The 20,275-nt window shown below is 45.5% G+C and carries 20 protein-coding genes and 1 tRNA gene; 9 read left to right on the forward strand and 12 right to left on the reverse strand.

Features of this window, described 5'->3' with window-relative positions; genetic code table 11:
- Window positions 1-78: 78 nt before the first annotated feature.
- The gene (locus QT984_RS01065; protein WP_333263117.1) at window positions 79-771 is read left to right on the forward strand and encodes a hypothetical protein; all 693 of its coding nucleotides are present in this window, start codon (window positions 79-81) and stop codon (window positions 769-771) included.
- A gap of 308 nt (window positions 772-1,079) precedes the next feature.
- Here QT984_RS01065 and QT984_RS01070 read toward each other — a convergent pair whose 3' ends face one another.
- Window positions 1,080-1,841 (reverse strand): nucleotidyltransferase domain-containing protein, encoded by a 762-nt coding sequence (locus QT984_RS01070; RefSeq protein WP_333372862.1) that lies wholly within the window; start codon window positions 1,839-1,841, stop codon window positions 1,080-1,082.
- A 119-nt stretch (window positions 1,842-1,960) separates the two neighbouring features.
- Entirely contained in the window at window positions 1,961-2,902 is a 942-nt protein-coding gene (locus QT984_RS01075) for a DNA polymerase beta superfamily protein (RefSeq protein WP_333372865.1), read from the reverse strand.
- Between the two features lie 280 nt (window positions 2,903-3,182).
- On the opposite strand from QT984_RS01075, the gene QT984_RS01080 reads away from it, so the two are divergent.
- The 4 genes from QT984_RS01080 to QT984_RS01095 all read left to right on the forward strand — a co-directional run bounded on the left by QT984_RS01080 (window position 3,183) and on the right by QT984_RS01095 (window position 5,522).
- Window positions 3,183-3,536: a type I restriction-modification enzyme R subunit C-terminal domain-containing protein gene (locus QT984_RS01080; protein WP_333372868.1), complete on the forward strand. Its 354-nt coding sequence runs from the start codon at window positions 3,183-3,185 to the stop codon at window positions 3,534-3,536.
- Between the two features lie 44 nt (window positions 3,537-3,580).
- On the forward strand, window positions 3,581-4,906 hold the full coding sequence (locus tag QT984_RS01085) for a phthiocerol/phthiodiolone dimycocerosyl transferase family protein (RefSeq protein ID WP_333372871.1): 1,326 nt from the start codon (window positions 3,581-3,583) through the stop codon (window positions 4,904-4,906).
- Window positions 4,907-5,121: 215 nt separating this feature from the next.
- Window positions 5,122-5,199 (forward strand): type II toxin-antitoxin system HicA family toxin, encoded by a 78-nt coding sequence (locus tag QT984_RS29710; protein ID WP_445243029.1) that lies wholly within the window; start codon window positions 5,122-5,124, stop codon window positions 5,197-5,199.
- Window positions 5,200-5,315: 116 nt separating this feature from the next.
- Window positions 5,316-5,522 carry a type II toxin-antitoxin system HicB family antitoxin gene (locus QT984_RS01095; RefSeq protein ID WP_333313260.1) on the forward strand — a complete coding sequence of 69 codons (207 nt, stop codon included), beginning with the start codon at window positions 5,316-5,318 and terminating at the stop codon, window positions 5,520-5,522.
- A 76-nt stretch (window positions 5,523-5,598) separates the two neighbouring features.
- Here the strand turns inward: QT984_RS01095 and QT984_RS01100 are convergent.
- The 6 genes from QT984_RS01100 to QT984_RS01125 all read right to left on the reverse strand — a co-directional run bounded on the left by QT984_RS01100 (window position 5,599) and on the right by QT984_RS01125 (window position 12,436).
- Window positions 5,599-5,670 (reverse strand) — tRNA-Val (locus QT984_RS01100).
- Between the two features lie 125 nt (window positions 5,671-5,795).
- Window positions 5,796-6,008 carry a DUF2839 domain-containing protein gene (locus QT984_RS01105; protein WP_333055789.1) on the reverse strand — a complete coding sequence of 71 codons (213 nt, stop codon included), beginning with the start codon at window positions 6,006-6,008 and terminating at the stop codon, window positions 5,796-5,798.
- A 65-nt stretch (window positions 6,009-6,073) separates the two neighbouring features.
- Window positions 6,074-7,582: a helicase C-terminal domain-containing protein gene (locus QT984_RS01110; protein ID WP_333372874.1), complete on the reverse strand. Its 1,509-nt coding sequence runs from the start codon at window positions 7,580-7,582 to the stop codon at window positions 6,074-6,076.
- 22 nt (window positions 7,583-7,604) lie between these two features.
- Window positions 7,605-9,134 (reverse strand): pentapeptide repeat-containing protein, encoded by a 1,530-nt coding sequence (locus QT984_RS01115; protein ID WP_333055791.1) that lies wholly within the window; start codon window positions 9,132-9,134, stop codon window positions 7,605-7,607.
- An 80-nt stretch (window positions 9,135-9,214) separates the two neighbouring features.
- Window positions 9,215-10,777, reverse strand: a complete 1,563-nt coding sequence (locus tag QT984_RS01120; RefSeq protein ID WP_333055792.1) for a pentapeptide repeat-containing protein — start codon at window positions 10,775-10,777, stop codon at window positions 9,215-9,217.
- A 96-nt stretch (window positions 10,778-10,873) separates the two neighbouring features.
- Complete coding sequence (locus tag QT984_RS01125) at window positions 10,874-12,436, reverse strand: pentapeptide repeat-containing protein (protein WP_333055793.1); 1,563 nt, start codon at window positions 12,434-12,436, stop codon at window positions 10,874-10,876.
- A 38-nt stretch (window positions 12,437-12,474) separates the two neighbouring features.
- Between QT984_RS01125 and QT984_RS01130 the strand changes: the two genes are divergently transcribed.
- The 3 genes from QT984_RS01130 to ccmS all read left to right on the forward strand — a co-directional run bounded on the left by QT984_RS01130 (window position 12,475) and on the right by ccmS (window position 15,919).
- Window positions 12,475-13,314 carry a prephenate/arogenate dehydrogenase gene (locus tag QT984_RS01130; RefSeq protein WP_333055794.1) on the forward strand — a complete coding sequence of 280 codons (840 nt, stop codon included), beginning with the start codon at window positions 12,475-12,477 and terminating at the stop codon, window positions 13,312-13,314.
- Window positions 13,315-13,521: 207 nt separating this feature from the next.
- Window positions 13,522-15,318: an ABC transporter ATP-binding protein gene (locus tag QT984_RS01135; RefSeq protein ID WP_333055795.1), complete on the forward strand. Its 1,797-nt coding sequence runs from the start codon at window positions 13,522-13,524 to the stop codon at window positions 15,316-15,318.
- A gap of 169 nt (window positions 15,319-15,487) precedes the next feature.
- Window positions 15,488-15,919, forward strand: a complete 432-nt coding sequence (ccmS, locus tag QT984_RS01140) for a beta-carboxysome assembly chaperone CcmS (RefSeq protein WP_333055796.1) — start codon at window positions 15,488-15,490, stop codon at window positions 15,917-15,919.
- A gap of 306 nt (window positions 15,920-16,225) precedes the next feature.
- Here ccmS and QT984_RS01145 read toward each other — a convergent pair whose 3' ends face one another.
- From QT984_RS01145 to QT984_RS01155, 3 genes are all read right to left on the reverse strand, one after another.
- Window positions 16,226-17,161 (reverse strand): fused MFS/spermidine synthase, encoded by a 936-nt coding sequence (locus tag QT984_RS01145; protein WP_333055797.1) that lies wholly within the window; start codon window positions 17,159-17,161, stop codon window positions 16,226-16,228.
- Window positions 17,162-17,487: 326 nt separating this feature from the next.
- On the reverse strand, window positions 17,488-18,087 hold the full coding sequence (locus QT984_RS01150; RefSeq protein WP_333055798.1) for an adenylate/guanylate cyclase domain-containing protein: 600 nt from the start codon (window positions 18,085-18,087) through the stop codon (window positions 17,488-17,490).
- A 2-nt stretch (window positions 18,088-18,089) separates the two neighbouring features.
- Entirely contained in the window at window positions 18,090-18,821 is a 732-nt protein-coding gene (locus tag QT984_RS01155) for a response regulator (RefSeq protein WP_333055799.1), read from the reverse strand.
- 325 nt (window positions 18,822-19,146) lie between these two features.
- Between QT984_RS01155 and QT984_RS01160 the strand changes: the two genes are divergently transcribed.
- A complete protein-coding gene (locus QT984_RS01160) occupies window positions 19,147-19,512 on the forward strand; it encodes a hypothetical protein (RefSeq protein WP_333055800.1) in 366 nt (121 codons plus the stop codon).
- Here QT984_RS01160 and QT984_RS01165 read toward each other — a convergent pair.
- Complete coding sequence (locus QT984_RS01165; protein ID WP_333055801.1) at window positions 19,501-20,271, reverse strand: iron ABC transporter permease; 771 nt, start codon at window positions 20,269-20,271, stop codon at window positions 19,501-19,503. The genes QT984_RS01160 and QT984_RS01165 overlap by 12 nt on opposite strands.
- Window positions 20,272-20,275: the final 4 nt, after the last annotated feature.

Here is a 20,275-nt window from a genome sequence, read left to right on the forward strand (position 1 = left end):
CCTCTAACTCCAGGATCTGTAACCCAGTTGCTGCTTCGAGTGGTCGCCTGTCTAGTTGTACTATCTTTCTTAAGTCAGATGACTATGTACTTCTTGCCGGATTACCCGTCTAGAGACTTCTTAGCAAATGGATTCAACGTTGATTACGAGGGGAACATTCCAACCTTCTACTCATTTTTGACATTGCTGTTTAGTTCTCTCTTGCTGGGTTCGATCGCCTATGCGAAAAATTTGGATAGCGATCGCTATAAGAATCACTGGAAAATTTTATCCTTCATATTTCTATTTTTATCTTTAGACGAAATTGGTCAATTGCACGAAAAGCTGGTTTACCCGATGCGAAACCTGCTAAATGCCACAGGATTTCTTTACTTTACTTGGATTGTGCCGATCGGTTTTCTAGTAGCGATATTTCTTTTTTCCTACAGTAAGTTCGTGTTGCACCTTCCTGTTTCAATGAGAAAATTGTTTGTTGCAGCCGCCGCTATTTATATTGGAGGAGCCATCGGAGTGGAAATGCTAGCGGGATACATAGTTTATACAGCGGGACCGGGGGATATATCCTACGTGATAGCAACGACGATTGAAGAGTCATTAGAAATGGTAGCAATCGTTATATTTATCCACGCCTTGACTTCATATATCAAGACATATGTAGGCGGCGTAAGTTGGAATTTTTACATACCAGGAAAAAACTCACCAGTTACCGACCATCAAAATACCGGCATACCTGCCCTTAACGCAACAGCCAACACAAATCTATTAAGGTGAATCACTTAAAACCGGGTTTAATGGACACGAAAATACTGCATTATGGCCTTTGATATCATTTCCGGTAACATTCATACATGATGTTGACTGTTGACTGTTGACGCCGTGAACAATGAACAGTTAACGCCGTGAACAGTGAACTCGAATGTACTATTCCGATGCTAACGGATTTGATATGAGCAGGATGAAAAACCCGGTTTCTTTGGTACTGATGTGTACTGGACTGGAGGTTCTGTGCTCTTCGGCGCACAAAACGACTAATATATAGGGTGCTTGCTACACTAAAGACTAATTAAACGTGGAACAGCTTAGTTCACAGATGACATCCTCACCTTTACCAAAAAATCGTTAAGAGCAACCTTTGCATTAGGATTTGACGGCAAATGACTTGTAAAACTTGCATCTTCTAATATATTAAGTAGCCGATCGCGCTCTTGCTGATAAAATTCTATATCTGTATCTTCCAGCACAGATTTTTCCTCCCCAGCCAGTTTGCGATCGATCAAATCAGGAATATACGACAACTGGAACTTATCATTAAGTTTCACCAAATTCGCCTCGACTTCCCCCGTTTGCATCAAGTGAATCCCCGCCAGCAACACCCGGTAAACGTACAGCAGCGGCTTAACCCGACGCGGGCGTTCTTTTTCAAACAATTTCCATTGAGTTTTAGCAAAACCGAGATAGTGGTGGCTGTGGTGCTTGGTAATGCAGCCAGAGGCGAGATCCTTTAATTCCTCATGTTCCTTTGTAGTGTAAACTATGAGCGGCGAATACAGTTGTTCTAGCACGTAGCCGTTGCGCTTCAACAGCAACTCAAAAAATTTCTTGATGTCGTGAGTTACTAAATCGAGTTGCATTCCCTCCCGAACTTCAGAAACTTCGATGGTTTCTTCTCCAGAAATGAGTCCAATTACTTTCGGTAGCGGCAAAATGTGTACTCCCCGCAAATCAAAGTCAGAATCTGCCGAAGGAAAGCCGTATAAGTGCGAACCGCTGACAGTCGCAAATAGCAGCGGATAAGGTTGAACGGAGATAATTGGGGCGAGATTAGAGATGTATTCTGTCATTTTTTCAACATTTTATCAATGCTAATTTCAATTCCGGTTAAACAATCGCAAATACCTCTAGGGGCGGGTTTTACCAACCATATATGTATCAAATTAATTATCTCGTAAACGCGCCCCTTTTAGCCGATCGCACCTCTGCGAGATTTAATCAAAAACAGGTTCGCTTTCTCGTAATTAGGACGTTCCGGTAAGGAAGTTGCAGCAAAAGCGCGATCGAACTCACCGTGCAAACTCAACCGCCAGCGATTCACCTCATCCCAGGATATTTCTTGGTTGCGGATAGATAAAAGTTGCGATCGATAATCCTGCACGCGAACGGGTACAAACCCCTCCTTAAGCACCGTAATTCCTGACAGCAACAAGCGAATTAAGTGCATCGCGTGCTTCCAACGAATTTCCCCGGTATTGCGGAGGTCTTGCTCCATTTTTTTAAATTGAGACAAAACGTAGCTATTGTAAGTTTGATAAACCAATTGAGAAAGAAACATTTCCCGAATTTCCAGCAATTCTTGTGCTACAGGAGAAACAGTTTCTACTAAAGGGGTGTACAAACATTCTAGCACATTTGGATTAGCTTTTAGTGCCAAAACTAGAAACTTTTGCAGTTCCCAATAGCATTCCTGATTTTCCTTGTTTTCCAATTGTTCTGGAATGCCGTAAAGCGACCAATGAAGTATTGCCGGCGGCAGGTAAATCCCGCGTCTGTCTGTATCGGATTGCTCGTTATCAAGACCGTAGGCTCTCGAACCAACAATGCAGCGGTAAATTACAGAATCATAGAGGTTGTATTCTGCAAGAAAATCTCCTCCTGACTGCAATCCTTCGCTCTGAAAATGCTTGCGGATGCTGAGTTCGTGCCGGCGCAGACTAACTTGTGTTCCGTCTGGGAGTTTAACTAAATATGCGTGGGAATTGTCCGTAGGCGATTGAACGATGACACCTACTAATCCCGGTTTCCAAGATTGGTCGCCTGCGGGGTTTTTGACTTCGATTTTGGTGACAATTTGGGTTCCTGCGGGTAGGATTAAGTTGAAATTTTGAGGAAGATTGGCATTTGCCATGAGGAAACCTCCTGCGGGGCACGAGTTACGATATTAGTGTAGCATAGGTGTAGTATATAAGGGAAGTTTTGGGCGATCGGGTCCCGCCCTCGCCCCTGCTACGGCAGTTTGGGCCTTGTGGAAAATTGTCTAATTAATTATCAAGGAGGAATACCACCAACGGTTTGAGGGGCAGGTGTTGGAGATTGTGGAGACTCACCCGACAATTGCCGCAATTCGCAATGGGGAAGCGGTGACGGACTTGCAACTGGTGGCGTTATAGCGTATTCTAAGGCAGGACTTGGGTAGTCCAAACGTGCAGTTGTCCGAGTCAAATATTCGCAAGGCGTTTAATTTGAAGGTGAATAGTTTATTATCGTTTCTGCAAGAGCTGTTCGAGATTGAGGCATTGCCGGATTATCAAGAGGTGGTAAGGCGGAATTTTGAGGATTTTATTGCCCAACGGCAGTTTAACTCCAATCAGATTCAGTTTTTAAAGGCGGTGCAGAATGTGTTTTTGAAAAAGCGACGGTTGGAAGTTCCGGATTTGTATGAAGCACCCTTAGACAGGTTTGGGGAGGATGCTGTGGAACGGTGGTTTACTCAGGAGGAAGTTGATGAGTTGATTGAATTTACTGAAAAGTTAGCGGCTTAATAGTTAATGATTGATTTCAGATAAATAAAAGAGCTATTAAATTTATGAATAACAACAGAGCGCTTTCGGTCACAGAACAAGCGATGGAGCTATTGAACCGCCAAAAGGGTTCATTAAATATAGTAACAATCAGCCGGATAAAAGGTGAAATTAGGAAAGACATTTTGAGGCAGGCGTTAGATGCGCTCCCAAGTATTCATCCTCTACTGAACTCTCGGATTGTTGGAACGCTCGATCATCTCGAATTTACCAATCAAGGAACAGGAAAAATTCCTTTATGTGTAGTTTCACAGGGCATAAATGACAACTGGGAAGATGTTGTGACAGAAGAATTAAACAAGAGTATTGATAGCAGTCAGGTTCTGCTAAGATGCGTTCTTATTGACAAACAATCCGAAATCAACACCAGCTATTTAATCACAACTTTACATCATGCCATATCAGACGGTTTATCTTGTATAAGTCTACAATCAGAAATCTTGAAGTGTTACCAAATAATTGCCTCTGGCAATTCCATTGATATAGATTGCCGACCTGCTCTTCCACCCTTAGAGGAATTATTGCCTAAATGGATGAAAGGAAAGAAAGGCATCGACAATGGCAAATGGTTTTTGCTGAAAATGAAATTACAAATGCTTTTACACAAACCAGAAAAATTAGAGTCTGAAGAGATGGTTCCCATTGAGTCTCGTAGTTGTGGCATGAGTCATAGATTCTTAGAAAAAGAGTTAACCCAAAAATTAATTGAACTTTGTCGGCAAGAAAAGACAACAGTGCAGGGGGCATTATGTGCAGCAATGCTACTTACAGTAGCTAATGAAATTAGCAGGGAAAAGCTAAGAAGCATTAAGGTTTCATGTCGTTCTTATGTGGATATGCGTAGGCGTCTAGAACCTCCTATTAAACCTGAAAATATGGGGTTTTTAGCTTCATCTTTAACTTCTTTACATCAAATAAAACCTCAGATGTCGTTTTGGGATTTATCAAGAGATGTTACTAAAAAGATTGAACTTAGTTTAAAAAGAAAAGATATTTTTAAGCCTTTAATGATGTATAGAAAACTCATTGAATATTATATTGACAATCCTGATGAATTTCCGGTCACAATTTCGGTGACTAATATTGGCCGAGTTAATATTTCTGAATTGTATGGGGATTTGGAAATAGAAGAAATCAGTTTTGTTGCATCTAATGCTATTTTTGGCAAAATGTTTACAGTTGCAACGGCTACTTTTCAAGAAAAAATGATTCTTAATTTTATAGCATCTAAGCCTTCACTTAGTCAAGAAACTATAGAGACGCTTGCTACAGGTGTCATCAATTGTCTGATTGAGGTTTGCCAAGAAAAGGTTATAAGGGCTGTCAAATAATGGCAAAAGAGGAAAGAAGTCACCGATGCTAACCGATCCGGAACTGCGATCGGCAGTTGACCAAATTTGGGATAGATTGTGGTCGTCGGGACTCTGAAACCCAAAGCAGGATGAGGTTTTTTATCAGCGGCGCAGGCTACTAGGGAGATATTGCTGAAGTTAGAGCATATTATGGGAATAAAAGTGCCGGAGTTGATGAATTTTATAGATAAAAAATGCAAGTTAGAGAAGTTATTAAAATCTTAGAAGATGATGGTTGGTATTTAGCTAGAACAAAAGGCAGTCATCGTTAATTTAAACATCCTGAAAAGGCGGGAAGTTTCACTGTGTCAGGTAATTTAGGCGTTGATATGCCAATTGGTACGCTTAAAAGTGTTTTGCGGCAAGCTCAACTAGAGGAAGAAGATTAATGCGTTATGCTGTGGTAATTGAAAAAGGTAAAACTAGCTATGGTGCGTATGTTCCAGATTTACCGGGATGTGTAGCTGTGGCTGAAAGTTTAGAAGAGGTGAGAAATTTAATTAAAGAGGCGATCGCCTTCCATATTGAAGGACTACAAGAGGATGCTTTTCCGATTCCCGAACCTGTCTCTATTTGCGAATATGTTGAAGCTTAAGAAGGTGACGGCGGTTGAAACCGCGGCTAAAGAAACGAAGTTCGCGTGCGCGGACTAAGAAAGAAAATAAATTCGATGGGCAATACTGGATTTGAACCAGTGACCCCTTCCGTGTGAAGGAAGTGCGCTACCACTGTGCTAATTGCCCGCAGATAATTACCATACCATACCAAGTCCTAATTTGCAACTAAATTTTTCCTAAAAATTCAGCCGCTGGTTTCCGAGTTAAACTCGACACAATGCCAAGAATACAGGCATTTGTCGAGTCTGGCATCAGTTAACCTGCCACCAACCCGCCGAGGGGCCGACAAACCGCACTACAATCCACCAAACAACCAAAAGACTAATCCCCATCCAGCTTCCGCGACTTGTCCACTTCACAAAATCTTCGCTTTGGGTTTTCGTGATTGGCAGCCAGGGAAGGATGCGCTCTTCTTTACCGTATTCGTCGCCGATCGACTCTTTGCGACGCTTAGCTTCACCCATAATCTTTGTCTACTAAATTAGATTTCAACTGGATACCTAAACAAATTATACGCCAACAGGTCATCTCAAGCCTGGGTCAGCCACGTCGTATCCAAATAATCAATCCTCGCAAAAGGACTCAAAGCCGCTAAAACCTGCTTTCCATAACTGCGGTGAATCACCCTGCTGTCGAAAATCGCCACCACCCCTTGACGTTCTCGCACAGGCGCGATCGCCCGTTGCAACTCATTCAGCGCCGCCGGCAGCAAATACAACCGAAACCAATCCTTGCGCCGTTCCTTATAATAAGCCACACGCGCCGTCACCAAAGGATTCTCCAAAGAAGGTAGCGGCAAAGTTGCGATCGCCAGCAAGTGAGGCGCCCTCAATTCCCCCTGATGTTCCCGCCAAAACTCCCACCCCGTCACCAAAATCGCATTCTCGCCCACATCAGTCTTTTCTACCTGCACGCGAGAACCGAACTCAGAAGCCAAAATCGCCGCCAGCCTAGCCTTCAGCGGTACATCACCCACAATCAGCACCGTTAAACCCGCCACCGAGGCGCTCATCAACAGCAAAGTCCGAATTTCTTCCATTAAAACTCCCTGAAATTCCGGCGTATTCGGCAGCGGCAGCCAGTTGGGAATGTACAGTTGAATTAATTCGCTTTGTCGATCGGGCGAAAACTTAACGCTCGTCAATTCTGGGAGTCCCAGCATTTGCCGGAAGATAGGAGCCTTCGGTTCCACATCCACCGCCCCCCCAATCAACACCACAGGCTGACCATCCCAAATTTTGCTCAAAACCTCAGCCACCTGAATCGGCGCGCAGAACAGAGAAAATGACCCAGCCTCCCGATTAATTTCCGCCCACCGCAGTGTTCCGTTTGCTTCCCACCGCTGCCAAAAATTGCTCCAAGCAGCCGGAATCAGCGAATTCGGCTCGATACTTTCAAACAGCCCCTCCAAAATATTTTGCTCTGCGGTTTCCAGCAAATAGCACTCCTCTGGTTTCGCCGGATGCTGAAAGAAAGCCCGCGTTAGCAGTACCCGCCCTTGGAGGATTGCATCGGCTTCCAAAGGCTGAGATTGCATTAAATCATTCCAGTCAGCAGGTTGCAAACACGCCGTCAATTGCTGGCGCGTCCAAACTTCCAAGTCATCCACACCGTCGATAATTGTCGGAATATTCCTGTGAAGTTCCGAATTTGCCGCCAAGCGAGCCGCCAGCCAAGACTGCGGATCTGCTAGCATCAATCCTCGTCCCGTGGCATTATCCGAATAAGTCTCGATCGACCCCTCTGTTTGCAGCCACTCTTGCAAACGTGGAATTTCCACTGCTCTCAAATGCTCGATCACCCGTGTAGGCGCGACTAATATCACAGGCTCTGGCCACATCAAAATCGGCATCAAATAGCTGACTCGATACCGCTGTCGGTAAGCTCCAGCGGGAAGCCCCGTTTGGATCAGAGCGCTGCGCCCCAAGCGCAAAGCCCGCGCCACGAGCCGCGCCATCGTTAAATGGTGGGGCCAGTGCGGCTCGGAGTTCGATCGCAGGAAGCGGAGTAGCGAATTGTGGACTTCTACCTCAATCAATCGATTGTACTGTTAACATTCCTCAATCAACATAATCAAAACTGGCCAGAAAATCAACTACTTTTTGACCGAGAGGCAAACAGAATTTACTCTCCTGATGAGTTGCACCTCCCTTCCCAAAATTCCCGTGAGAATTCACCATCAAACTCTCCTGTCCCGAACTAATTAAAATAGTTTGGGTAGGTGACTCAAAAAACTTTGTTGGCTGACTCACTTGTGATATATTAGAGACCAAATTCATCAACTCATTTAATTTATTTGTAGCTGTACTCAATGCTTTACGCAACTGCAATATTCGTTTTTCCTCCAAATTTTGACTTTCGATATTTTTGCCGATAATCATAATATTTTTCTGAGTTTGTAGAGCATCCTTAAAAGGAAGAATCGCTAAAAAAGCTGCTGGCAATAAATGCTCATCGCTCTCAAATCTAAAAGTTAGAGTTGTGCGACGGTAGCCGACTTCAATATTAGGAGGAAAAATCATTGCCCGGTAATGCCGAGCTATTTCGCTGTAAGCTGTGGCTAAAGTGCTGTTTGCTGAGTAGTCTAAAAGTGCGTCAACCACAATTTGCACTAACCCAGGCGTGTGACTTAAAAATTTTATCGATTCTGACGGCGAATTAAATTGTTGAATCTGAGTGCGATCGCCTGCGGGGCTGAGGTCAACCCACTGGCAAGTAATATCATCTGCGATGATGCCACATCGAGGAACCAAATACAGTTTTGCTCCTGTTAAAGTTGCTCCCCTCAAATCAGCGCCTACCCAATCTGCCTTAATCAAATTTGTTTCTGTCAAATCAGCGTGAACGAAACTAGCACTTGCTAAATTAGTATTTCTTAAATCTGCTCCGTTAAGGTTAGCTCCGCTTAATTTAGCAAAGCTCAGATCCGCGCCGTTGAGGTTTGCTCCCGTCAAATCAGCCCATTTGAGGTTAGCTCCGCTCAAATTGGCACTGCTGAGATTCACCTGTTGCAAAGAAGCTTGTCTCATATCAGCATTGATCAAATTGACGCCGCTAAGTTCTGCTTTCGTCAAATCTGCGCCGTGTAAGTTAGCTTCTTGAAAGTTAGCTGAAGCAGCCGAAGCACCTCTGAGATTTGCACCGGAAAGATTAGCACCGCACAGGTTAGCTTCCGTCAGTTTTACTTCTCTTAAATCTGCTTCAGTCAGGTTTGCACCGCTGAAGTTAGTTTTGCTGAGTTCGCAGCGGACTAATTCGCTTCTAATCAGGGATGCTCGGATTAATTGAGCTGCACTTAAATCGGCTCTGACTAAGTTTGCTACGTTGAGAGTCGCCCCGTTTAAGATTGCCCGCGACAGGTTGGTACTGCTGAGTCTAGCCACATTCAGGTTAGCTTCGCTCAAGTTAGCGTCGCTCAAATTAGCGCCGCTGAGGTTGGTGACAAATAAGCTAGCCCGCCTTAAAATTGATTGGCTGAGGTTGATGCGGCTGAGATTAGCTTCATTCAGGTTGATTCCTGTGAAATCTCTGTCACCTTCTGTGTATCTTTTGACGATTGCAAATCGTTTGAGCAGTTCTTCAGCTTCCATTTTTTTTACCTGAATGAAATGGCAATCGGCTAACTTTTTTATGGCATAAATAGAAATAATATCAAATTCATTTATAGTATTTACTCACCGAGCTGATAAAAGCTTTTGACAAACTCAATGACAGTATTTAGCGGCGGGGTGGTAAATCTTTGGGCTTTAATTGCAGGACTGATAGAGGTTTTGTTGACTCCAGGCAAATTGGTCAAGTTTCTGCCAAAATCTGGGTGATAGTGAATCATCAAACTTTCGGCGCTGGAGTTGGCCAGTACAGTTTGGGTAGGCGATTGGAAAAAACTTGACATCGGTTCGCGATCGAGGCGAATCGGCTGAATTTTCATTTCCCCTATTTTTCTCATTGTTTGGGTCAGGGCAACGTTTAATTGCACTACCATATTTGAGACTCTGACACCCAGGTTATTACCACTTTGGGGTTGAATCATTTTGATCAGAGTCATTAAATTTTTCTGAGTAAATGCTGCATCACTAAAGGGAGTAATCGCCACGAAAGCTGTGGGAAATAGTTGCTCGTCTTGTTCTATTCTAAATGATATGATTGTGCGTCGAGAATTAACTTCGATACTGGGAGGATGGTTCAAAGCAGGGTATTGACGGGCAATTTGGCGGTAGGTAGCTGCAAGGACAAAGTTAGCATCGGGGTCGAGGGGTCGATCGACAATAATTTGAACTGTCGGCGGTGTAGCATTGAAAAACCTTTGAGATTCTTCTGGGGTAAAGCGCTGAATGTGGCTGCGATCGCCGTTAGGACTGAGGTCAACCCAATCGCAGGTAATGTCATCTGCTTTCACATCAAACCTCGACACCGCGTAAATTTTTGCCCCCGTCAGGGCCGCCCCCGTCAAATCAGCGCCTACCCAATCAGCGTGAATCAAATTCGCTTGAGTCAAATCCGCGTGTACCAGAGTAGCGTTCAAGAGATTGACATTGCTCAAATTTGCCCCGTACAAGTTGGCCCCGCTCAATCTCGCTTCATCGAGGTCAGCGCCGGTCAGGTTCGCCCCGCTGAGGTCAGCCCACCGGAGATTAGCGCCTCGCAAGTCAGCGCCGCTGAGGTTGGCCTGAGAAAGATTAGCTTGTCTGAGTTCGGCATTGCAGAGGTTGACTCCTCGCAAGTCTGCCCTGCTGAGGTCGGCTCTGTGCAAGTTGGCCCGTTCCAAGTTGGCCGCTGTTAGGGAAGCGCCTCTAAGGTGAGCCCCGCTGAGGTCGGCTTGCTCTAGATTGGCTTCTCTGAGGGTTGCTTCTCTCAAATCTGCTTCGCTGAGATTTGCACCGGTCAAGTTGGCACTACTGAGGTTTGCTCGAATCAGTTCGGATCTGATCAGTGTAGCTTCGACGAGTTGGGCTTCGCTGAGGTCGGCTCTAATCAAGTTAGCTACGTTGAGGATAGCACCGCTGAGGTTGGCTTTGTGCAGATTGGCACCGCTGAGTCTGGCAACATTGAGTTTGGCTTTTCTCATGTTGGCGTTTGACAAATTGGTGCCACTCATGTTGGTGAGGCTTAAGATTGCCTCACTGAAATTAGCCCCGCTGAGATCGATCCTGCTGAGATTTGCCTCGCAAAGGAGGATTGCAGTAAAGTCTCTTTCTCCTGCTGCATATTTTGTGATGAGTTCTTCGGCATCCATGCTTTTGAATTTCCCTGATGTGTTAGCTAGAACAAAGCTTTGTTGTGCCAACCTTTAAACTAGAATAAGCATTTTCTGTAACTTGATGCAATATGCTTAAACATCTATATTGTGGAAGCCTTTTATAAAATCCAAAATGCTACTGATATTAGTTTGAGCCAATTTTGCTATCTCGGCTAACTTGCCAGAGGTTGAGTTACTTGGGTCGTATTTTTTAATCAGGCGCTTGCCGAAGGCTGGGTGGTGATATACGCTGAGTCTTTGGTCGCGGGAATTAATTAAGATCATTTGTGTGGGAATTTGAAAGAAATTGATGCTTTCGCCGATTTTTGGAAAAGAACTGGAAATTTTGATTTGGTCTACTTTGCTGATAGCTTGGTTGAGAGCTTTGCTACATAACTGAACGTGTTTAGATTCTTTGACGTTAAGTTTGCCTGCATCGTGGGATTGAATCATTTTCATCAAAGCTATTAGGTTTTTTTGAGTTATGGCAGCGTCGTTAAAAGGAATGATGGCAACGTAAGCGGTGGCAAATAATTTATCGTCGCTGTCCATTTTAAAGGCGAGTACGGTGCGCCTGGAGCTGACTTCGATCGTGGGAGGCTGACTTAAACTCGGATATTGTTGGGCAATTTGGTAATAAGTTGCTGCTAGCGCAAAATGAGCGCCTTGGTCTAAGGGCGAGTCAATTACAATCCGAACTGTGGGCAAGGTTTCGTGAAAAAATTCGTGGGTTCCTCCTGAGTTCAACCAGTAAATTTGGCTGTGGTCGCCGTTGGGGCTCAGATCGACCCATTTGCAGGTCATGCCTTCGGTTTTGATGCCCAGTCGCGAAACTGCGTGGAGTTTGGCTCCGGTTAAGGTGGCTCCGGTTAAGTCGGCTCCAATCCAGTCGGCGCGGATCAGATAGGCATTTGTCAGGTCGGCGTGAACTAAGCTGGCATTGAGCAAGTTGGCGTGGCAGAGGTCGGCTCGGCTGAGGTCGGCACCGCTCAATTTTGCTTCGCTCAGGTCGGCCCAGCGGAGATTGCAACCGCTGAGGATTGCCCAGCGCAAATTGACGCCGCTGAGGTCGGCGCCGCTGAGTACGGCTTGAGTTAGGTTGGCTTGTCTCAGTTCTGTGCCTCGCAAGTCGGCGCCGCTGAGGTCGGCTCGGCTGAGGTCGGCTCCTTGCAGGTTGGCTTGTTCGAGGTTGGCTTCTGTCAAGCACGCGCCACTGAGGTGAGCGCCTCGAAGGTTGGCTTGAGCGAGGTTGGCTCCTCGAAGGGTGGCTTCGGTGAGGGTGGCGCCGCTGAGGTTTGCACCGCTGAGGTTTGCGCCGCTGAGTTCGGCTCGAATGAGCTCGGCTCTGATCAGTTTGGCTCCTATGAGTATGGCTTTTTTGAGGTCAACTCGCACTAGGTAAGCGACGTTGAGGTCGGCGTCGGTGAGGTCGGCGCCGCCTAGATGGGCGCCGCTGAGTCTGGCAATGTTGAGTTTTGCACCTGTGAGGTTGGTTTTGCTGAGGTTGGCTCCGCTCAGGTTTGCTACACTCAGATTCGCACCCTTGAGGTTGGCTCCGCTCAAGTTGACGCCGCTGAGGTTGGCCTCAGTCAGGTTGATTCCGGCAAAGTTTCTTTCTCCGGCGGCATATTTCTTCAGGAGTTCCTCGACTGTCATGGGGGCGGCACCGTATCAAATATCCCCATTTTATTGCTATGAATATCGGTATTGTCGGACTGGGTTTAATTGGTGGCTCGATCGGGCTGGATTTGCGATCGCGCGGGTTTAATGTTTTGGGGGTTTCGAGTCGGCAGCAGACTTGCGATCGGGCGCAAGCTCGCGGTGTTGTCAATGAAGCCAGCATAAACCTGTCTCTGATTGCAGCAGCCGATGTGGTTTTTATTTGCACGCCACTGGGGTCGATCGAGCCGATCGTCCGAGACTTGGTGCCCTATCTTTCCCCTGATACTATTGTAACCGATGTCGGTTCCGTAAAAACACCCATAGTGCAGGCTGTGTCTTCTCTGTGGCCGAATTTTGTAGGGGGACACCCGATGGCGGGGACTGCTGAAAGCGGAATCGAGGCTGCGGTACCTGATTTGTTTGTGGGCCGGCCTTATGTGGTGACGCCGACTGCCCAAACGCCGGCGTTTGCTGTGGATAAGGTTGAGGAAATTGCGCGGTTGCTGGGTGCTAAAGTTTACCGATGTGAACCGGAAGAGCACGATCGAGCTGTGGCTTGGATTTCTCATTTGCCGCTGATGGCGAGCGCGACGCTGGTTGCTGCGTGCGATCGAGAGGGCGATCGGGATATTGTTAATTTAGCCCAACATTTGGCGAGTTCGGGTTTTCGGGACACGAGCCGGGTGGGGGGTGGCAATCCCGAACTGGGAGTGATGGTGGCAAAGTACAATCGAGAGGAATTATTGCGATCGCTCTCTATTTACCGCGACAGTCTCGACGAGTTTATCAGCGATATCGCAGCCGAAAATTGGCAAAGTCTCGAACACAAGTTGAAGCTGACTCAACAAGCGAGACAGAATTACAACTTGTGATCCAAAATTTACCAGCCAATTCAACCAGTAATTCACGTTCAGATTGAGGCGCAAATAGTTGGTGTAGTCGCTAAAATGAAGCGAGTGTTAACGTTTAAAGCCTAGGAACCGGGCTTTTGAGAATTAACAATTAAACAAAGGTAAGGTGCGCGCCGATCACCCTACTAATTTCTAATTCTCGGCCCTATTTCGGATGCCCCATGCCCTATGAATGATTCTCAAGCATCACCAAATCCATCAAAACCTGTCCATCCCCTCAAGCGGCTGCTGAAATACGGGCGCCGCTACCGCCTGAAAGCTTGGCTGGCAAGTATCTGTTCGCTGCTGAATAAATTCTTTGATTTAGCGCCGCCAGCATTAATCGGTATTGCCGTTGATGTGGTGGTGAAACAGCAAGATTCTATCCTCGCTCAATGGGGCATAAAAGATGTCTTTTGGCAACTGGCAATTATCACTCTTTTGAGCGCGATTGTTTGGACGTTGGAATCTGTTTTTGAATATGCCTATGATTATTTGTGGCGCAATTTGGCTCAGGATATTGAACACGATTTGCGTCTGGAAGCTTACAGTCATTTGCAGGAATTAGAATTAGCTTATTTTGAAGAACGCAGCACGGGCGGTTTGATTTCTATTCTCAATGATGATATCAATCAACTCGAACGTTTTTTAGACGACGGCGCTAATGAGGTAATTCAGGTAATGACAACGGTTGTTGTGATTGGGGCGGCTTTTTTTGCTGCTTCTCCTCTTGTTGCTGGGCTGTCAATGCTGCCGATACCTTTTATTATTTGGGGTTCGATCGCCTTTCAAAATCGCCTCGCTCCTTTCTATGCTGATGTGCGGGAAAAGGTGAGTTTTCTGAACGGGCAACTGTCGAATAATTTGATGGGAATTACTACTATTAAAAGTTTTACTTCCGAAGATTATGAAATTCAGCGCATCGAAACACAAAGCCAAGCTTACCGCCAAAGCAACCGACGGGCGATCGTACTTTCGGCTGCTTTTATTCCGCTGATTCGGGTTGTGATTTTCTTGGGGTTTATTGCAACACTATTTCTGGGGGGTTTGGAGGTGGTGGCGGGCCGGTTGTCTGTGGGAACTTACAGCGTTTTGGTGTTTTTGACCCAGCGGTTGTTGTGGCCGCTGACTCGCCTGGGAGATACTCTGGATCAATACCAGCGCGCCATGGCTTCGACTAATCGGGTGATGAATTTGTTGGATACTCCGATCGCAATTCGCACGGGTGATATTCGGCGGCCGGTTAGTTCGATTAAGGGTGAGTTGGAATTTAAAAATGTTACGTTTTCTTATAATCAAAGAAAACCGATTTTGCAGTATTTTTCTTTGAATCTGCCGGCGGGAAAAACTACTGCGATTGTTGGGGCGACAGGTTCCGGTAAAAGTACGCTGGTGAAACTAATATTGAGGCTGTACGAGGTACAGCATGGCAATATTTATCTCGACGGTATAGAATTAAATAGCCTGAATTTAAAAGATTTGCGGAGAGCGATCGGATTGGTGAGTCAAGATGTGTTTTTGTTTCACGGTACGGTGGCAGAAAATATTGCTTACGGCAGTTTTGAGGCCAGCAATCGAGAGATAGTAAATGCTGCGAAAATTGCCGAAGCGCACGAGTTTATCGCGCAATTGCCGGACGGTTACAACACTATTGTAGGGGAACGCGGTCAAAAGTTGTCGGGGGGGCAGCGACAGCGAATTGCAATTGCGAGGGCTGTTTTGAAGAATCCGCCGATTTTGATTCTTGACGAAGCTACTTCAGCGGTGGATAACGAGACTGAGGCGGCAATTCAGCGATCGCTCGAACGAATTACCAAGAATCGCACTACAATTGCGATCGCCCACCGTCTTTCTACTGTCCGCAATGCCGATTGCATTTGTGTCATGGAAGAGGGGCTGGTGGTAGAATCGGGGCAGCACGAACAACTGATCGAACAGGACGGAATTTATGCGGCGCTCTGGCGCGTGCAATCTGGTATAAGATAGAAACGCAGCGGTTTTGGGTAATTGGGAATTGCTAATTTGTAATTGGGGATGGGCCTTTGGGCATGGGTAACTAATGACAACAGTCAACAGCCAACTGCCAACCGCCAACTGCCAACTGCTAACTGACAACTGACTGCAAAATATTAGTTTCTACAAGCAAGAAGAGAAAATGTTTCTATTTGATAGCCCTGAGTCCAAACCCAACGAAAATAGCTGGAGTCGGAAATTAGATAAATTTGTGAAAGCTAATCAAAATGAATTGGCTGCTTTGGCTTGGGGGCTATTTCTGGAAAGGGGAGAAGAAAGCGAGGAGATTTTGGCAATTGATATTGCAGAAACTGCGCGTTTTGTGTATTGTAAGAAAGAGGCGGTTGAGGAGTTGAACCGTCAAGTAAAAAGTCATATTCAGGAAGTTGTAGGTGTGTTGAACGCTCACAAGCCTGAGAAGGAAGTGGCGATTTTGGCGATCGGGGAAGGTCAAATTAAGTTGATTCTTTTTGAACCTAAGCCTGAACCTCCTGTTTGTTTTGAGGAAGCTGCAACCGATGTTGATACATTGTTGGCTAAGCTGGAACAGCAGATGGTTGAATGTATGAAATAGCAGTTATATCAAATCCGGTGGCATCGGAATTGATATTACCTACAGTCAGGAGACGACGCTGTGCGGTTTCCCGAAAATAAATCGGGCGATGGTTATATCTCTTATCGAGGAAGATTGATTATGTTGGCGTAGGGAAACGGCAATGTTGTGTCGTCAGTTGCCCTATTGTCGATGGTTATATCCGATCGCACTCTGAGGGCAATTTTATCCCATAGTCTCTTTCAATCCCTGGGTGCTCTCAACTTCCTATTAGCAACAGGCAAGATGCCTGTTCCACAAAGAGTAAACCCGGACTTATTATAGATATCAGAATAACCAGCAATCAAAATAACCAGCGGGCGGCGAATCGTCATGCAAAATTTGAGATCGATATAAATTAGGTACAGCTTCCGCCAATTCTGTACCTAATTTTACTTCCCGCGCTCTTTCTGTTAATGGAAATGAAAATTGATAGCCATCTTGCAAATATTTTGCCCTAGCAACAATCTCATTCTTCTCTAAAATAGCGCTGTTGCTACCAATCAAAACAGTGTTAATGTCCTTCCACGGACACACGCACACCTGGGAAAATACGCTTTGAAAAGTCTTGATTTTTTCCGCATAAAACTCATCTCTTTGCAGCAGATTTACCAGCACAACTCCCTCACTTGACAAGCGTTTTTCGCAGATTTGATAAAATTCTTTGGTGGATAGGCGATGCGGAAAGTAGCCGTTGCCAAAAGCTACGTCGATCATGATGATATCGTATTGAGTATCTGATTTTTGCTGCTCTAAATACTCTCTGCCGTCTTGAATTGTTACAGTTAGACGATCGTCCAATTTTACCCCAAAACACTGTGTAGCTGCTTCGATCGCGATCGGATCGACATCCGCACATTCTATAACAGTTTCCGGCAAATAGTGGTGCAACACTAAGGGAATTCTGCCGCCGCCAAAACCAGCTATGTAGATTCTTTGAGGTTGGTTTTGCCACACTAAACCCAACATCATCGCCTGAGTATATTCAGACACTAGATGTAAAGGATTGTTGAAATCGAATACAGATTGCAGTAAATCTGTGTGCTGATTTACTTTTTCTACTAAAGATAGTTTAATGTGCGATCGCTCTTTTGTGACTGCAACATAGTGAACACCAGACTCTTTGCAAAAAATAACCTTGTCTGGCTGTTGCTGCAGCCAAGCCAGCCGCTGTCCAATAGCGGATAAATTAATAGATTGCCAAGTTTTGTGTTCCTCAATCATCTAATTTTAAATTTTATTTAAACTCCATATTCTCTAAGAATATAGCCTCATCAACCTGGTTTATACCAAAATGGCTTAGGAATGAGAATTAAATAACTTACAATGCGTGATGGTTCTTGTGGGATGGGCCTGAAAGCCCGTCCAGAAAGGGCGGGCTTTCAGGCCCATCCCCTACTCCCCACTTTCAAGAGTGTAAATTATTTAATTCGCGATCCTTAGTCGCCCGATATCTGCGAAGAAACCGGGTTTCGAGTCAAGGCTGGCACAAGCCATGTTCTCATTTTCCAGCAGGGCGAAGAACGAGAAGACAACAGAAATTCACCCGATTACAGCCGCTTGTACGCCACCAATTCCAAACCTGAAACCGAAAGTTCCACTTTTTCCCAATCTTGCTTGTCACCTTCCAACTTTTCAAAGGCTGCTGAGGTCAGCAAAATCTCTCCGCGTTCCGCCAAATCCTCTCCCAGCTTGGATGCCAGATTAAATTCAGATCCGTACATATCCTCTCCTTCCAGCATCAAAACATCGCCACAGCCAATACCAATGCAGAGGTAAATGTCCATCTCCGGCGGCAGTGTCGTGTTGACAGCCGCCGTTTGTTTCAAAGAGTCGATCGCAGCTTCCACCGCCGATTTTACATCGGGAAAAACTGCAAAAATATTGTCGGCTTCCTCCTTAACTACAGTGCCGCTGTATTCGGAAATTATCGGTTTTACAATTCCGTGCATTCGGTGAATCATTGCCAAAAAATGAATAATTCCGTAGCGGACTGTCGTGCGCGAAAATCCTGACATATCCATTACTAAAATTGCGTAATTTTGGCGAAAAGTTTCATTGATTTTCGCATCAATTTCCGCCATTCTTTCGGGATGTTCGTTTCTTTCTTGCAGCAACTTTTCCAAGTAAGCGCGGTTATTTGTTTTCATTTTTAATTAAATTCCCAATCGCGACACACTTCTTGAGGGCGGCCAGCAGGATGCACTGCACAAGTGATGCCATCCTTACCGTAATAATAATCACAGACTTTGCAAGGTTTAGTTTGCTCTAATTTTTTCATCAAAGTTGCCCGGATTGTCTGGACTCGGTTGCGATACTTGTTTGCATTTGAGTGACTCGGTTCAATTGCCAAAGCTTGCTCGAAAGCTGCTAAGCTGGAATCGTACAATTTAATAATTTGGGAACTGTATTTTGTCCAAGCATCGGCATGGCTTTGATACAGTTCGACTGTACTTAAGTTTAAAATACCGTATTCTGTCCAAGCGTCGGCTGAAGCTCGATCGAACTTAATATTAGCATTGAGCAAAACTTTTTTGATTGTTGCCAAAAGTTCCCTCGGCTGCCAAGGTTTGCTAACATAAGCCTCGGCGCGATCGCCCTGGAACCTCGCAAATAAAGCTAACTGCTGTCCCTTGCCTGTTAAAAATACCACCGGTATGTTCCGAGTTTCGGGATTAGCTTTAATGAAACGACAAACCCCGTAGCCGTCGAGACGGGGCATTATGACATCTAATAATACTAAATCGGGGCAATTTTTCTCGATTTTATCCAGCGCTTCCACACCGTCTGATGCCTGAATTACATTCAATCCGCTGCATCTCAACTGATGTGAAATGCACTCGCGCTGGCTGCGGGAATCTTCCACCACTAAAACTGTACTCATCACTCCCCACTTGGTTTTTGAGGTAAACTTGTTCGCTGCTTCGAGTTGTCCTTGCTGAAATCAGTTTACCCGCATTGGATGAATTTGCTATCACTGGCTATCTAAATTTACTCAAATTGCAACAAATCTTAAAATCGGGAGCCAAGGTGATACTTATCAGAAAATGCTAGTTGCTAATACGCGGATAATTGTTGAAAGTTTGGGCGGCAAATATTCGGCTTTTAAGCCTTAATAACGGCAAATCGTACTGATGTCGGACGAATACATTGTTGAATTGCAACAGATAATCGGCTATTGTATACGTTAAAGTTCTTAAGGACGACAAATGAATCGATTGCTCCTCACTTTACTTGTAAGTCCGACGCTGTTTGGATCTGTGATGTCTATGAGCGCGATCGCCAATCCCGCTCTAATTGGCGAAATACCAGCCCAATCGGCTGATTCGCCTCAATGCGTGCGATCGCCCCACACTCAGCGCCTGAGTTGCGTGCGGCTTTCTGGCAAGTCTGCTGCTGCTAATTCTAAAGTAAGAATCAGTTGGCAGCGCCCGGGTGAAGAACGGGTGGCGATGCTGGATTTTTCGGAAGCAGAAAGCGATGAGGCGGTGGCGCTGTTTGGCTGCGACTGTCAGATGTGTATCAACTCGCTGCGACAGTTGCGCGGTTTGCCACCTCTGGATCTAGCTTCTTGATGGCGATCCGACAGCATTGGGAGTCAGGCTCAAAAACCAGGTTTCCGATCGCTGCGGGCTTTGGAATGCCTTTAGCTTTCTCACTTTTAGAGAAACCAAAGCCAGCAAATTTATCGATCGCCCCAAAAAACATCCTAACAGCAAAGCAGCCAAAATATAAGGTGCAGCCACCTGCAAATCCGACCAACCGCGACCGTTCAAACTACCGATTAACCAATTCAAAGCAGCTTGCAAGCGGCTGTCTTCAGCTAACAGCAACAGTGTAGTTTGTACTGCCCCAAAAAGAGAACTCACAGCCACACCTGCTAAAACCAAACGTTCCACAGAAATTCCCGTTTTAGTTTTGCCCAAAAAGTAGACCAGCATCGAAGTGAAAATAGCACCTATCCAAGCCGCCAAAGGCACCCAAGTTTGAAATATTCCCAAAGTCAGCATGGTAATCGCAACCAACCCTGCACCCGCCGAAATTCCTAATACAAAAGGATCGGCTAAACCGTTGCGGAGCAAACCTTGCAGCAAAGCCCCCGACATTCCTAAAGCCGCACCAACCGTCAGCGCTGCCGCAACTCTGGGCAAACGCAATTCCCATAAAATAGTTTGATTGACAGTATCACCTCGGTGCAGAAATGCTTGCCACAATTGATCGGCACTCATGGGTACCGCACCAAAAGAAAGCGAAAGCGCGATGGTTAATAGCAAACCCAATCCTAAGAAGACAACTGCCTGAAAAACTCGATATTTTAGCCAGATTTTTTTCACAATA

The sequence above is a fragment of the Microcoleus sp. Z1_B2 genome (assembly GCF_036700325.1).
In the GTDB taxonomy this organism is placed as follows: Bacteria; Cyanobacteriota; Cyanobacteriia; order Cyanobacteriales; family Microcoleaceae; genus Microcoleus.